The organism is Streptomyces sp. NPDC053079, assembly GCF_044546695.1.
Lineage (GTDB): Bacteria > Actinomycetota > Actinomycetes > Streptomycetales > Streptomycetaceae > Streptomyces.
In genome coordinates this window covers 511,730-526,874 of the sequence record NZ_JBITZJ010000003.1, presented here as the reverse complement: position 1 = coordinate 526,874, position 15,145 = coordinate 511,730, and the positions used below count along the sequence as shown (strand labels likewise).

At 75.9% G+C, this 15,145-nt stretch carries 5 protein-coding genes and 1 pseudogene; all 6 read left to right on the top strand.

The window, feature by feature from the left end; translation table 11 throughout:
* Position 1: 1 nt before the first annotated feature.
* Entirely contained in the window at positions 2–1,939 is a 1,938-nt protein-coding gene (gene asnB, locus ACIGXW_RS14680; protein WP_399573257.1) for an asparagine synthase (glutamine-hydrolyzing), read from the top strand.
* The gene (locus ACIGXW_RS14675) at positions 1,932–9,740 is read left to right on the top strand and encodes an amino acid adenylation domain-containing protein (protein WP_399573254.1); all 7,809 of its coding nucleotides are present in this window, start codon (positions 1,932–1,934) and stop codon (positions 9,738–9,740) included. Before asnB ends, ACIGXW_RS14675 begins: the two co-directional genes overlap by 8 nt.
* Positions 9,737–12,484 carry an AMP-binding protein gene (locus ACIGXW_RS14670; protein ID WP_399573252.1) on the top strand — a complete coding sequence of 916 codons (2,748 nt, stop codon included), beginning with the start codon at positions 9,737–9,739 and terminating at the stop codon, positions 12,482–12,484. Before ACIGXW_RS14675 ends, ACIGXW_RS14670 begins: the two co-directional genes overlap by 4 nt.
* Positions 12,481–13,500: a TauD/TfdA family dioxygenase gene (locus tag ACIGXW_RS14665; RefSeq protein WP_399573250.1), complete on the top strand. Its 1,020-nt coding sequence runs from the start codon at positions 12,481–12,483 to the stop codon at positions 13,498–13,500. Before ACIGXW_RS14670 ends, ACIGXW_RS14665 begins: the two co-directional genes overlap by 4 nt.
* A complete protein-coding gene (locus ACIGXW_RS14660) occupies positions 13,497–14,873 on the top strand; it encodes a condensation domain-containing protein (RefSeq protein WP_399573247.1) in 1,377 nt (458 codons plus the stop codon). Before ACIGXW_RS14665 ends, ACIGXW_RS14660 begins: the two co-directional genes overlap by 4 nt.
* A pseudogene (locus tag ACIGXW_RS14655) lies at positions 14,870–15,073 on the top strand (MbtH family protein); the annotation flags it as partial. The gene ACIGXW_RS14660 and the pseudogene ACIGXW_RS14655, both read left to right, overlap by 4 nt.
* Between the last annotated feature and the right edge of the window lie 72 nt (positions 15,074–15,145).

Sequence of the window (15,145 nt, the reverse complement as noted above, 5' to 3'; positions counted from 1 at the left end):
CATGTGCGGCATCGTCGCGATCTTCTCCGCCGACGGCGGACTCGGCCCCGGTGACCTGACCGCGCCGATGGCCGACCTGCGCCCCCGCGGCCCCGACGGGGAAGGCACCTGGGTCTCGCCCACGGGCCGTGCCGCGCTGGGCCACACCCGGCTCGCCGTGATCGCCCCCGCCTCGGGCCACCAGCCGATCGCCGGACCGCGGCAGTCGGTGCAGCTGGTCGTCAACGGCGAGTTCTACGACTACCGGGCCATCCGCCGCGAACTGCGCGCGGAAGGCTGCCGGTTCCGCACCGCAAGCGACAGCGAGATCGCGCTCCACCTGTACCTCCGGGACGGCCACCGGGCGCTCGACCGGCTGCGCGGGGAGTTCGCGTTCGTCCTGTGGGACGAACGCCGCGGCACCCTGTTCGCCGCCCGGGACCGGTTCGGCGTCAAACCCCTCTACTACACCGAGCGCGCCGGCCGCCTCTTCCTGGCCTCGGAGATCAAGGCACTGCTCTCCTGCGGCGCCGAGGCCCGCTGGGACACCGCGTCCTTCGCCGCCCACCTGCAACTGGGCCTGCCCGCCGACCGCACCCTCGTCGCCGGCATCCGCCAGCTCCCGCCCGGCTGCTTCCTGGAGGCCGACGCCCACGGCACGCGCGTGCGCCCCTACTGGGACCTCGACTACCCGCCCACCGCCGAACTGCCCCCCGCCGCCGGCCCCCGGCAGCTGGCGCGGCACCTGGAGGCCGTACGCGAGCAGGTCGACGAGGCCGTACGGCTGCGGACGGTCGCCGACGTGCCCGTCGCCTGCCACCTCAGCGGCGGCCTCGACTCCTCCACGGTCGCCGCCTCAGCCGCCCGCCACACCCGCCTCACCGCCTTCACCGTCGCCTTCGACGACCCCGCCTTCGACGAGAGCGCCGTCGCCCGGCGCACCGCCGCCCGCCTCGGCATCGCCCACCGCGAGGTCCCCTGCCCCCGCGGCCGGTTCGCCGACCAGCTGGGCCCCACCGTCCGGGCCGGCGAAATGGTGCAGGAGAACTCGCACGGCATCGCCCGCCACCTGCACAGCGCGCACATCAAACAGGAGGGCTTCACCGTCGTCCTCGCGGGCGAGGGCGGCGACGAGGTGTTCGTCGGCTACCCCCAGTCCCGCAAGGACCTGGCCCTGAGCCTGTCCGCCGGCGCCCGTGCCCGGGCCGCCACCGGCTACGCCCGGCTCGCCGGACAGGGCCTGCCGCCCTACCTGTGCGCGACTCTGGGCACCCTGGGATTCCTGCCGGGCTGGATCGTGGACCGCCACCTCGCGGTCACCCAGCCCGTCACCGCCCTGCTGCGCGGGGACTTCGCCGCCGAACTGGCCGCCGCCGACGCCGCCACGCCCCTCCTCGACGCCGGTGCCGGGCAGCTCGCCGGGCGCGCCCCCGTGCACCAGTCGGCCTATCTGTTCGCCAAGAGCTGGCTGCCCGGCTACCTGCTCGCCGCCGAACGCCTGGACTCCGCACAGGCCGTCGAGGTACGCCTGCCCTTCTTCGACCACCACCTCTTCGACGTGGTCCGGCGCACCCCCCTGGCCTGGTACGACAAGGACGGCGCCGGCAAGTACCCGCTGCGCGCCGCGATGGCCGACCGGCTGCCGCGCGAGGTCCTCGACGGGCAGAAGCGGGGCTTCTTCGCACCCCCCATGGTCGACGACGACGCCATGCTCTCCACCCTGCGCTCCCTGACCGAGGAGCCGGCCCTGCGCGACAACCCCTTCTTCGACCCGCACGCCGTCCGCACCCTGCTCGACCGGCTGGCCGCGGCGCCCGCGGCGCGCCGGGCCGGCAGCGAACGCCTGCTGCAACTCGTCGCGAGCACCTGCGCCCTGGCCGACGCGTTCGGCCTGAGCGCGAGCGCGCCCGCACACCCGACCCCGAGCCACCACGGGCTGGGAGGCCACCGACGTGTCTGACACCGACCACGGCACCGTGCCCGAGGACGACCTGGCGGCCAGGATCGCCGCCCTGCCCGCCGAACGCCGGGCGGCGTTCGAGGCCATCCTGCGCCGCACGGGCCCGGGCCACCGCCCGCACCCCGGCATCCGCCCCCATGGCGACAGTCAACCGCCGCCCTCCTTCGGCCAGGAGCGGATGTGGCTGCTCGCCGACCTCATGCCCGCCGCCTACAACTACGCCACCGCCCTGCGACTGCGCGGGGACCTGGTCGTCCCCGCACTGCACGGCGCGGTGCGCGCCATCGTGCGCCGCCACGAGGCGCTGCGCACCACCTTCCGCCTGGACGGCGACCGCCTCACCCAGGTCGTGCACCCCCCGGCGGACGTACCCGTACGCATCGTCGACCTCACCGGCCGGGGGGCCGACACCGGACGGCTGATGCGCGAGGAGGCCCGGCGGCCGTTCGACCTGGAGAGTGGGCCCCTGCTGCGGGTCACCCTGTTCCGGCTGGGCCCGCGGGAGCACGTCGCGCTGCTGGCCGTCCACCACGCGGTCACCGACGGCTGGTCCAACGGGGTCCTGACGGAAGAACTCGCCGCGGGCTACACGGACCTGTGCGCCGGACGGCCCGACCGCACGCCCCCGCCCCCCGTCCAGTACGGCGACTACGCCCGCTGGCAGCGCGAACGCCTCGACGGCCCCGAGCTCACCGCCCTGACGGACTTCTGGGCCGAGGCCGTGCGCGACCTGCCCCGCACGGCCCTGCCCACCGACCACCCCCGCTCCGCCGCCCGCCGCGGCGAGGGAGCCAACCACGCCCTCGTCCTCACCCCCGAGCTGACCGCCCGCCTCGCCGACCTGCGCCGCCGGGAGGGCGGGTCGCTGTTCATGCTGGTGCTCTCCGCGCTGCTGGTGGTGGTGCGCGGGGCGAGCGGACAGGACGACCTCGCGGTCGGCACCCTGGTCGCCGGCCGCACCCGCCCCGAACTGCGCCGCCTGATCGGCTACTTCGTCAACGTCCTGCTGCTGCGCTTCGACGCCGCGGGCCACGCCTCCTTCCTCGACCTGTGGCGGCGGGTCCGCGAACGGCTCGTCGCCGCCTACGCCCACCAGGAACTGCCCCTGGAGAAGGTCCTGGAGCTGCTGCGCTCCGACGGCGCCGCCGCCCCCACCGAGCCGCCCGTCAGCGTGGTGTGCGTCGCGCAGCAGCCCGCGCCCGCCGTCACCCTGCCCGGGCTCGAGGCGAGTGCGGAGGACGTCGACCTCGGCACCGCCCAGTTCGACCTCGTCGTCGAGGTGCGCGAGCGCCCCGAGGGCCTGCAGATCGCCTTCCAGTACGACCGCGACCTCTTCGCCGACGCCACGGTCCGGCTCCTCGGCGACCACCTGCGCACCGTACTCGAACAGGCCGCCGCCGACCCGTCACTGCCCTGCGCGGAGCTGCCGCACACGCCCCCGCAGGCCGCACCCGCCCCCGCCGCCACGGCCGCCCCGACTCTCCACCAACTGTTCGAAGCGCAGGCGGCGAAGACCCCCGACGCGGTGGCCGTCGTCGACGGCGACCACCGGATCTCCTACCGCGCCCTCAACACGCGCGCCAACCGGCTGGCCAGGCACCTGCGGGCCCGCGGGGTGCGGACCGAGGACCGGGTGGCGCTCGACCTGCCGCCCGGCGCCGACGCCGTGACCGCCACCCTCGCCGTCCTCAAGGCCGGCGCCGCCTACGTGCCGCTCGACCCGGGCCACCCGCGCGAACGGCTCGCCGCGATCCTCGCCGACGCCCGCCCCACGGCCGTCCTCACCGCCGCCTCCCTGCGCGACGAGGCCGCCGCCATCGCCCGGTACGCCGGGCACGACCTCGGCCTCCCCGTCCACGCCGACAACCTCGCCCACCTCCTCCACACCTCCGGATCGACCGGCGAACCCAAAGGCGTCCTCGGCCCGCACCGCGGCGCCGTGAACCGCGTCGCCTGGATGAGCGCCACCCACCCCTTCGCCCCCGGCGACGTGTCCGTGGCACGCACCGCCCCCGGCTTCGTCGACGCCGTCTGGGAACTCTTCGGCCCCCTGCTGGCCGGCGTCCCCCTCCTCGTCCTGCCCCCGGACACCGCCCGCGACCCCGCCCTCCTCGTGCGCGCACTGGAGGAACAGCACGTCAGCCGCATCGTGACCGTGCCCTCGCTGCTCACCATGCTGCTGGCCGAGGACACCGGGGACACCCCGCTCGACACCCGGCTGGCGTGCCTGCGGACCTGGATCACCAGCGGCGAGCCCCTCCACCCCGACCTGGCCCACCGCTTCCACACCCGCCTGCCCGGCCGCACCCTGCTCAACCTCTACGGCTCCTGCGAGGTCGCCGGCGACGCCACCGCCGCCCGCATCGACCCCCACCGCGCCGACGGGACCCCGCTGCCCGCGCGCTCCCCGGTCGGGACGCCCATCACCGGAGCGAGCGCGCTGGTCCGCGACGCCCGGCTGCGCCCGCTGCCCGCGCCGATGCCCGGCGAACTCTTCGTCGGCGGCGCGTGCCTGGCCCGCGGCTACCACGACCGCCCCGCCGCCACCGCCGCCGCGTTCCTGCCCGACCCGCACGGCACCCGCGGCGCACGCGTGTTCCGCACGGGCGACGTGGCCCGGCAGCGGGCCGACGGCCACCTGGAACTGCTGGGCCGCACCGACCGCCAGGTACAGATCCGCGGGCACCGGGCCGAGCCCGGCGAGGTCGAACGGGCCCTGCTGGCCCACCCCGAGGTGCGGGCCGCCGCCGTGACGGCGAACCCGGACGCCACCGGCCTGTGGGCCTACGTTCAGCCGGAGCCCGGGGCCACCCCGCCCGCGGCGGCCGAGCTGACCGGCTTCCTGCGCACCGCCCTGCCCGCCCCCCTCGTCCCCACGGCGATCACCGTGCTGAACGAGCTGCCGACGACCCCGCACGGCAAGACCGACTACCGGCGGCTGCCCGAGCCCGACCCCTCGGCCGCCCGCGCCCCCTGGGTCGCGCCGCGCACCGCCACCGAGGCCACGGTCGCCGGCGTCTTCGCCGACGCGCTGGCCCTGGACCGGCCACCCGGCGCGCACGACGACTTCTTCCTGCTCGGCGGGCACTCCCTCCTCGCCGCGCGGGTCGCCGCCGAACTGCGCGGCCGCTGCGGCGTGGACGTCGGCCTGCGGGACGTCTTCGCCGCCCCCACCGTCGCCGCGCTCGCGGACCGCGTCGCGGGCCGCACCCCCCTCGACGCCGGGGAGAGCACGGCCTTCACCCCCGACCCCGGCGCCCGGCACGAGCCGTTCCCCCTCACCGACGTCCAGCGGGCCTACTACGTCGGCCGCGAGGGCGGCTTCGCGCTCGGCGGCGTCTCCACCTACGCCTACCTGGAGATCGAGACGCCACGGCTCGACCTGGAGCGGTTCACCGGCGCCCTGCGGGGCGTGATCGACCGGCACCCGATGCTGCGCGCGGTGATCCGCCCCGACGGCCTCCAGCAGGTACTGGCCGAAGTACCCCCCTACGAGGTGGCGGTGCACGACCTGCGGGAGACGGACGAGGCCGGACAGCGCCACCGGCGGGCGGCGCTGCGCGAGGAGATGTCCCACCAGGTGGTGCCCGCCGACCGCTGGCCGCTGTTCGACGTCCGGGTCTCCATCGCCCCCACCACGACCGTGGTGCACGTCGGCGTGGACGCGCTCGTCTGCGACGCCCACAGCTTCGGCCTCGTCATGGCCGAACTCGCGGCGCGCTACACCGACCCCGCACGGGAGTTCGCCCCGCAGACGGCCGGCTTCCGCGACCACGTACTGCACCAGCAGCGGCTCCGCTCCTCGGCGCGGTACGAGGAGGCGCTGGCCTACTGGCGGCGGAGGCTGCCCGCACTGCCGCCCGGACCGGAGCTGCCCCTGGCCACCTCGCCCGAGAGCATCGGCACACCGCACTTCGAGCGCCGGTCCGGGCGGCTCGACGCCGCGTCCTGGGCGGTAATCAAGGAACGCGCCCGCGCCGCCGGGCTCAGCCCCTCCGGGGTGCTGCTGGCCGCGTTCGCCGAGGTCATCACCGCCTGGAGCGGACGCCCGCGGTACTCGCTGATGCTGACCGTCTTCGACCGCCGCCCGGTGCACCCCGACATCGGGCGGATCGTCGGCGACTTCACCTCGCTGAGCCTGCTGGAGGTCGACCACGGCCTGCCCGGCGACTTCACCGACCGGGCGAGGCGGCTCCAGGGCCGCCTCTGGGAGGACCTCGACCACTCCGCCGTCAGCGGGGTCACCGTGATGCGGGAATGGGCACTGCACCGCGACGCCCCGCCCCGGCTGCTGACCCCCGTCGTCTTCACCTCCAACCTGCCGGTCGGCGACACCGCCACCGACGGCGCGGACGGGGCGAAGGGGGAGTGGTCGCTGGGGGAGCCCGTCTTCGGCATCAGCCAGACCCCCCAGGTCCACCTCGACCACCAGGTCGCCGAGGACCGCGGCGAGCTGGTCTTCAACTGGGACGCCGTCGAGGAACTGTTCGCCCCCGGTGTCCTGGACGCCATGTTCGACGCCTACACCGCCTCGCTGGCCCGGCTCGCCGCAGATCCGGGCGCCTGGAAGGAACCCGGCCGGCCCCCGCTGCCCGCCGCCCAGGCGGCCGTCCGCGACCGCGTCGGCGCCACCGCGGCACCGCTGCCCACCCGCCTGCTGCACGAGGCGGTCGCGGACGCCGCACGGCGCCGGCCCGAGGCGACCGCCGTGGTCGCCGGCGACACCCGCCTGACCTACCGCGAGCTGACCAGCCGCGCCCGGCGCGTCGGCCACACCCTGCGGCGCCTCGGCGCCCGGCCGAACCAGCTGGTCGCCGTCGTCGCCCGCAAGGGCTGGCAGCAGGCGGTGGCCGCGCTGGGCGTGCTGGAGTCGGGAGCGGCGTTCCTGCCGCTGGACCCCGAACTGCCCGCCGAGCGCCTCGTCCACCTCACGCGGCGCGGCGAGTGCGCCGTCGTCCTCACCCAGCGGGCCCTGCTGGACGAACTGGCCGTCCCGGCCGGTGTCACCGTGCTCGCCGTGGACGACGACACCGCGCTCGACGACAGCCCCGGACCACTGGAGACGGTCCAGACCCTCACCGACCTCGCCTACACCATCTTCACCTCGGGCTCCACGGGCGAACCCAAGGGCGTCATGATCGACCACCTCGGCGCGGCCAATACCCTGGAATGCGTCAACCGGCGCTTCGCCACCGGCCCCGACGACGCCGTCCTCGCCGTCTCCTCCCTGAGCTTCGACCTCGCCGTCTACGACCTGTTCGGCGTGCTCGCCGCCGGCGGCACCCTGGTCGTCCCCGCCCACGCCCGCCGCCGCGACCCCGGCCACTGGGCCGACCTCGTACGACGCGAAGGCGTCACCCTGTGGAACTCCGTCCCCGCCCTGGGCACCGTCCTCGCCGAGTACGCCGAGGCCCTCGCCCCCGACGCGCTGCGCACCCTGCGCGCGGTGATGTTCAGCGGCGACTGGATCCCCCTCGGCCTGCCCGACCGGATCCGCGCCCTGGCCGCCGACGGGGCGACGGTCATGAGCCTCGGCGGCGCCACCGAGGGCTCGATCTGGTCGGTCTGGTACGAGATCGGCCGGGTGGACCCCCGCTGGCGCAGCATCCCGTACGGCACCCCCCTGGCCAACCAGCGCCTCGCCGTGCTCGACGAGGACCTGCGCCCCAGGCCCGACTGGGTCCCCGGCGAGCTCTACATCGGCGGCACCGGAGTCGCCCGCGGCTACTGGCGCGACCCCGAACAGACCGCGCGGCGCTTCCCGTCCGACCCCACCACCGGGCGGCGCCTCTACCGCACCGGCGACTACGCCCGCCATCTCCCCGACGGCACCCTCGAATTCCTCGGCCGGCAGGACGACCAGGTCAAGATCAGCGGCTACCGCGTCGAACTGGGCGAGATCGAGGCCGCCCTGGAACGGCTCGACGACGTCGCGGCCGGCGCGGTGATCGCGGTCGGTGAACCCCGGGGCGAGCGGCGCCTCGTCGGCTTCGCCGTCCCCGCGCCCGGCCGGCCGTTCGAGGCGGCCGCCCTGCGGCAGACCCTCGCCGCCCACCTGCCCGGCTACATGGTCCCCGCCACCCTGCTGCCGCTGGAACGCCTGCCCCTCACGGCCAACGGCAAGGTCGACCGGGCCGCACTCCAACGGCTCGTACCCGGGCGGGACCCCGACCGCACCGAGCCCGCCGCACCGCCACCCGCGCCGGCCCGCCCCGACGCCGCCACCGCGGTCCCCGACCGGCTCGGCGCCCTGTGGTGCGAAGCCCTCGGCGTGCAGAAGGCCGACCCGGACGCGGGCTTCTTCGCCCTGGGCGGCACCTCGCTGGTGGCGATCACCCTGGCCACCCGGATCCAGGCCGAACTGGGCGTACGGATACCGATCGCCCGGCTCTTCGACGCGCGGACGCTGGGCGGCCTCGCCGCCGCCGTCGCCGAACTGGCCCCGGCCGCCGGACCGGACACCCAGCAGACGATCACCCTCGACCCCGCCTCCCGCCACGAACCGTTCCCGCTGACCGACATCCAGCAGGCGTACTGGCTCGGCCGGCACCGCTCCCTCTCCCTGGGCGGCGTCGCCACCCACACCTACCTGGAACTCGACGTCGACGACCTCGACCCCGCACGGCTCCAGAGCGCCCTGCGCGCCCTGATCGAACGGCACGAGGCCCTCCGGCTCGTCGTACGCCCCGACGGCCTGCAACAGGTCCTGCCCCACGTCCCGCCCTACGTCCTCGCCCACACCGACCTGCGCGGCAGGGCGGACGCGGCGGACGAGCTGGAACGGGTCCGCGAGGAGATGTCGCACGAGGTGCGCGACGCCTCGGCGTGGCCGCTGTTCGACCTGCGCACCCACCGCCTCGACGACGTCAGGACCCGGCTGCACCTGAGCCTGGACCTCCTCATCGCGGACGCGCACAGCGTCCACGTCCTGACCCGTGAACTGCTCAGCTTCTACCACGATCCGGCCGCCGAACTGCCGCCCCTGGGCTGCTCGTTCCGCGACTACGTCCTGGCCGTGCGCGCCCAGGGCGAGGGTGAGCCGTACCGGCGGGCCGTCGCCTACTGGCGGGACCGGCTGGCGGACCTGCCGCCGGCACCGGGCCTGCCGCTGCTGTGCCGGCCGGAGGAGCTGACCGCGCCGAAGTTCACCCGCCTCGTCACGGGGCTCGACGCCACCGCCTGGGCGCGGGTGCGCGCCCGGGCCGCCGGGGCCGAACTGACCCCCGCCGCGCTGGTCTGCGCCGCCTTCTGCGAGGTCCTCGCGCAGTGGAGCGACGACGCGAGGTTCACCCTGAACCTCACCACCTTCCACCGCCCGCCCCTGCACCCCGGCGTCGACGACATCGTCGGCGACTTCACCACCACGACCCTGCTCGCGGTGGACGGCGAGGGCGAGACGTTCGCGGACCGCGCGCAGCGCCTGCAGCAGCGGATCTGGCAGGACCTGGAACACCGCGTCGTCAGCGGCGTCGAGGTGCTGCGGATGCTGCGCCGGGAACGGGGCGACAGGGACGGCGGACGGATGCCGATCGTGTTCACCAGCACCCTGCTGCCCGCGGGCGCCGCCCCGCAGGTCACTCCGCTGTCCTGGCGGGTGCGGCCGGTCTACGCCATCAGCCAGACCCCGCAGGTACTGCTCGACCACCAGGTGAGCGAGAACGACGGCCGCCTGGTCTGCAACTGGGACTTCGTCGCGGACGCGTTCCCACCGGGACTGATCGAGGCCATGTTCGGGGCCTTCGAGGCGGTTCTCGCCTCGCTCGCCGCCGACGACGACATGACGGGAGGTGGTCCGGAGTGACGAGCGCCCGGACCGTGCCGACACTGCTCCCCGCCGACCAGCGGGAGCTGCTGCGCGCGATGAACGAACGCACCGCGCCGGTGCCCGGGGGCACCCTCGCGGACCAACTGGCCGACGCCGCGCGCCGGCACGGCCCGGCCCCCGCGCTGATCGCGCCGGGCCTGACGCTGAGCCACACCGAGCTGGCCGCCCGCGTCGACGCCCTGGCCGCCCGGCTCACCGCCGAGGGCGTCACCCCCGGCGACCGGGTCGCCCTGACCGTGGAATACGGCTGGGAACAGATCGCGGGCCCCCTCGCCATCCTCCGCGCCGGCGCCGTCTGCCTGCCGCTGCCCCCCGACCTGCCCCGCCCGTCCCGCTGGCAGCGCGCCACGGGCGCGAAGGCCCGCGCCGTCCTCACCCAGTCCTGGCTGACCCAGCGCATGGACTGGCCGCCGGGCGTCCCGGTCGTGACGGTGGACGAACCGGGAGCGCTGGGGGAGGCCTTCGCCCTACCGGGCGGGAGGGATAAGCCCGGCACGTCGGCGAGGGTCGCCGCCGGATCGGCCGGACGACCCGGCCCCGGCCCACTCGGCGAGGCCGCCACCCCGCCGGCCGGGCGGGATGAGCCCCGCACGTCGGGCATGGCCGCCACCGCTTCCGCCGGGCGGGGCGAACCCACCGAACCGGCGACAGCCGCCACCCCGTCCGCCGGGCGGGACGAACCCGCCTCACCCGCCGGGCGATCCGCCGCCGGCGCCGCTTATCTGCTGGAGAGCCCGATCAGCCACCGGGCCGTCGCGACCGCAGCCCTCGAGGTCGGCCGGGCCTTCGGCGTCGGCCCCGGCGACCGGCTGCTGGCACTGGCCCCCGCCCACTCGCCGCTCGCGCTCTACGAACTGTTCGGGCCGCTGACCGCCGGCGCGGCCCTCGTCCTCACCCAGGACATCGACCTGCGCGCCCCCGACGCCCTCGAGGCCGTGCTGCGGGACCGCGACGTCACCGTCTGGCACTCGCCGCCCGCCCTCCTCGACCTGCTGCTCGACCACCTCGCCGAGCAGGGCCGCAAGCTCCCCGAAGCCCTGCGGCTGCTCCTCCTCGGCGGCGAGCGGCTGGACCCCGCGCAGGTCCGCCGGTTGCGCGACGCCGCCCCGCACGGACCGACCGTCGCCCATCTCGCCTCCGCGACGGGCTCCGGACCCTGGACCACCTGCATGGAGGTCGGCGAACCCGCCCCGGAATGGCGCTCGGTGCCCATCGGCGCGCCCCTGCCCAACCAGCGGGTCTTCATCCTGTCCGAGGCGGGCAAGCCCTGCCCGGTCTGGGTGGCCGGTCGTGTCCACTACGGAGGGGTCGCCGCCGAGGCCTGCCCCGGCGAGGAGCCCGTGCGGGAGACGGCCGTACACCCGGAGACCGGCGAGCCGCTGCTGCGCAGCGGGAGGTTCGCGCGGCTGCTGCCCCAGGGGGTCGTCGACGTGGTCGGCGACGAGACCGCCCAGGTCATGGTGCGCGGCCGCCCCCTGAACGTCCAGGACACCGAGACCGCGCTGGCCGCGCACGACGCGGTGCACACCGCCGCCGTCGTCCCCGTGGGCCTGGGGGACGACTCGCTGGCGTGGGTGCGGCTGCACCCCGGGGCCACGGCCGGCGAGGAGGAGCTGCTCGCCCACCTGCGGCGCAAGGTCTCCCCGTATCTGATGCCCGGCCGGGTCGAGGTCGTCGACGCGCTGCCGCTGACCGCGGACGGGCGCGTGGACCGGGCCCGTATCGCCGCCGGAACCCCCGCCCCGGCCCCGGCCCCGGACGTCGCCGCCCCGGCGCCGGCCACGGGCGTGAAGGGCGAGGCCGAGCTCCTGGCCGACGTCAGCCGCGTGACCTGCCGGGTGCTGGGCCTCGGCGCCGTCGAGCCCGACATGAACCTGCAGGACGCCGGGGCCACCTCCATCGAACTGGTCCGCCTGGCGACGGTACTCGAAGAGGAACTGGGCATCGACACCGACATCGAGGAGCTCCTGCGCTTCCCGTCGGTCGCCGTCATCGTGGGCAAGCACCTCGGCGGCCAGGACACCCCGCCGCCCGCCCCCGCCACCCCGCTGATCCAGGGCATCGGCGCCCGCCAGACGTTCAAGGACGCCCGCAACGGCATCCGGCACGAGTACGACGACACCGACGGCATCCCGCTGACCGGTCCCCCCGACCACCGCCTCACCACACGCCGCAGCCACCACGCCTTCGCGCCCCGCCCGGTGGAACTGGCCCCGCTCGCCGACCTGCTCGGGGTCCTGCGCGAGGTCCGCCAGGACGGCGAGCCGAAGTTCGCCTACCCCTCGGCCGGCTCCGCCTACCCCGTGCAGACCTATCTGCTCGTCCACCCGGGACGGGTGACCGGACTGCCCGGCGGCAGCTACTACCTCCACCCCGCCCGCCACCGCCTGATCCCCATCGACCCCGCCGCCACCCTGCCCGCCACGGCACACGCCGAGATCAACCGGGCCGCCTACGGACAAGCCGCGTTCTCTCTCTACCTCGTGAGCGCGACCGACGCCATCACCCCGCTGTACGGCGAACTGGCCTGGGACTTCACCGCCTTCGAGGCCGGCGCGATGACGCAGCTGCTGATGCGGCACGCCGCCAGGACCGGCCTGGGCCTGTGCCCCATCGGGTCCATGGACCCCGCCCCGCTGCGCGAGGTCTTCGCCCTCGGCGACCACCACCGCTTCGTCCACGCCCTCTTCGGCGGCCACCCCCGCGAGGAACGGCCGTGACCCGGCCCGGCCCCGCGGCGGGGCGCAGGCAGACGGCGGACAGCGACAGCGCGGCGTGGGTGGCACCCGTCGGCGCCCCCGGACTGCCCCTGGAGGCCGGGCCCACCCGGGACGGGGTCGACCTGGCCGAGTGGGCGCGCACCCACCAGGACACCGTAAGAGACCGGCTGCACGCCCACGGGGCCGTGCTGTTCCGGGGCTTCGGCATCACCCTGGAAACCTTCGGCGAGGTCGTCCGCGCCCTGGCGGGCGAGCCCGAGGCGTACGTGGAACGGTCCACGCCGCGCACCGAGCTGGGCCGGCACCTCTACACCGCCACCGACCACCCCGCCGACCAGCCCATCGCGCTGCACAACGAGAACGCGTACCAGCTGAGCTTCCCCGCCCGCCTGGTGTTCGGCTGCCTCACCCCGGCACGCACCGGCGGCGCGACCCTCCTGGCCGACACCCGCCGCGTACTGGCCCGCCTCGACCCCCGCGTCGTCGCCGCCTTCACCGAGCGCGGCGTGTGCTACCGGCGCACCTACCGAGAGGGCCTCGGCGTGTCCTGGCAGGACGTCTTCCGCACCCACGACAAGGACGCGGTCACCGCGTACTGCGCCGCACACCGCATCGACGTCGAATGGAAGGCCGACGGAGCACTGCGCACCACCCAGGTCCGCCCCGCCGTCGCCGTCCACCCGGCGACGGGGGAGCGGGTGTGGTTCAACCACGCCGCGTTCTTCCACGTCCTGGGCCACCCGCCCGCGATCCGCGACGCGCTGCTCGCCCAGTTCGACGAGCGGGACCTGCCCAGCCACACCTCCTACGGCGACGGCCGGCCCATCGAACCCGCCGTGCTGGAGCAGCTGCGCCACGCCTACGACGCCGAGCGGGTGGCGCCGCGGTGGCGGGCCGGCGACGTCCTGCTGGTGGACAACCTCCTCGCCGCACACGGGCGCGAGCCCTTCACCGGCGAACGCCGCGTCGTCGTCGGCATGGCGGACCCCCTCCAGTGGGCGGAGGTCCGCGCGTGACCGGCACCGCCGCCGAACCGCTGCCCGCCTCGTTCCTCCAACGCGGCCTGTGGCCCCTCGCCCGCGGTGCCCACCCCGCGGAGGTGACCCACATCCGCGCGCTGCGCATGACGGGCGACATCGACGAGGAACGGCTCACCGCCGCTGTCCGGCAGGTCGGAGCGGCCCTGCCGGCCCTGCGGGTGGAACTGGCGGACGGCGACGAACCACGCCTGCGCGTACGGCCACAGGCGCCCGAGCCCCTCACCGTCGACCTGCGAGGAGTTGCCGCAGCCGGCCGCGACGCGGTCTGCGTGGCCCTGCTGCGCGCCGACCGGGACCGGCCGGCCGCGGCCGGCCGGCACCGGGCGCGCTTCCACCTGGTCCGGCTCACCGACGACGAGATCGTGCTCGCCCTCACCGCGCACGGCCTCGTCCTCGACGCGCCGTCGCTCTACGCGCTGCTGGGCGCCGTCTGCCAGGCGTACACCGGCCGCTTCCGCGCCGGGCAGTACCGCGACTTCACCACGCTCCCGGGCTTCGACCCCCTCACCGACCGGGCCCGGGCCTCCCGGCGGCGCTGGTGGACCCGGCGGCTGACCGCGCTGCCCGGGGACCCGGAGAAGACCGCGGGGGCCGTGGGAGCGGGCCGGGCCACCGGCACCCACCGGCTGCGCATCCCCGCCCGGCGCTGGCAGGCGCTCGGCGCGCTCGGCGGGCCGCTGGGCGGCGGCGGCAACGGCCAGCTGGCCGTCATGGCCCTGGCGGCCTGGTGCCTGCGCACGCCCGGGCAGGTCGCCACGAGCGCCTTCTCCACCGTCGTGGACCTGCGCGACCACCTCGGACTGGGCCCCGTCGTCGGCCCCTTTACCGACCGGCTCGTGTTCACCGTCGACCCCGGCGGCCCGGCCCCCTCCTTCCGCGACGTCCTGCTGCGCACCCAGGCCGGGTTCCTCGACGCCGTCGTGCACTACCTGCCGTACGGCGAAGTGCTGGAACTCGCCGTGGCGGCCGGCCGGATCGCCCCGCCCCGCACCGCCGCGCACTGGGACGTGGCGCTGCGCTTCTGCCGCAACCCGCCGACCAGCGCGGCCACCAAGGGTGAACGCACCCTGGCCGAGCGGGGCCTGTCGATCGAGCTGTTCCGGGAGGCCGACCTGCTGGGCGCGGCCACCACGGTCCCCGCCGAACGCTGGGACGGCACGGTCCTCGACCTGTCCCTCGGCGAACTGGCCGAGGACACCGTCCTCGTCCTGGACGCCGACCTCAACCACACGCACCACGGAACCGCCCGGCACGTGCTGGACCGCATGGACGAGGCCCTGCGCGCCGCCGTCGCCGACCCCGACGCCCCCCTGCCCACCCCCGCCGACACCGCGAGGAGCCACCGATGACCGAGACCGCCGCCCAGACCACCGAGCCCACGTACCACGTCGTCGTCAACGACGAGGAGCAGTACTCCATCTGGCTCGCCGAACAGGAGCTCCCCGCCGGCTGGCGGACCACCGGCACCTCCGGCACCAAGGAGGAGTGCCTGAGCCACATCGACGAGGTCTGGACCGACATGCGCCCCCGCAGCCTGCGCGAGGCCATGCGCGCGGACCGCGACACCCCGGCCGCCGCCCCGGCCCCGGCCCCCGACCCGGCCGGGGACGGGCCGGGCCTC

Bases quoted from the DNA above. Each gene is read 5' to 3' on its own strand.
- asnB (WP_399573257.1), top strand. From the start codon at position 2: ATGTGCGGCATCGTCGCGATCTTCTCCGCCGACGGCGGACTCGGCCCC.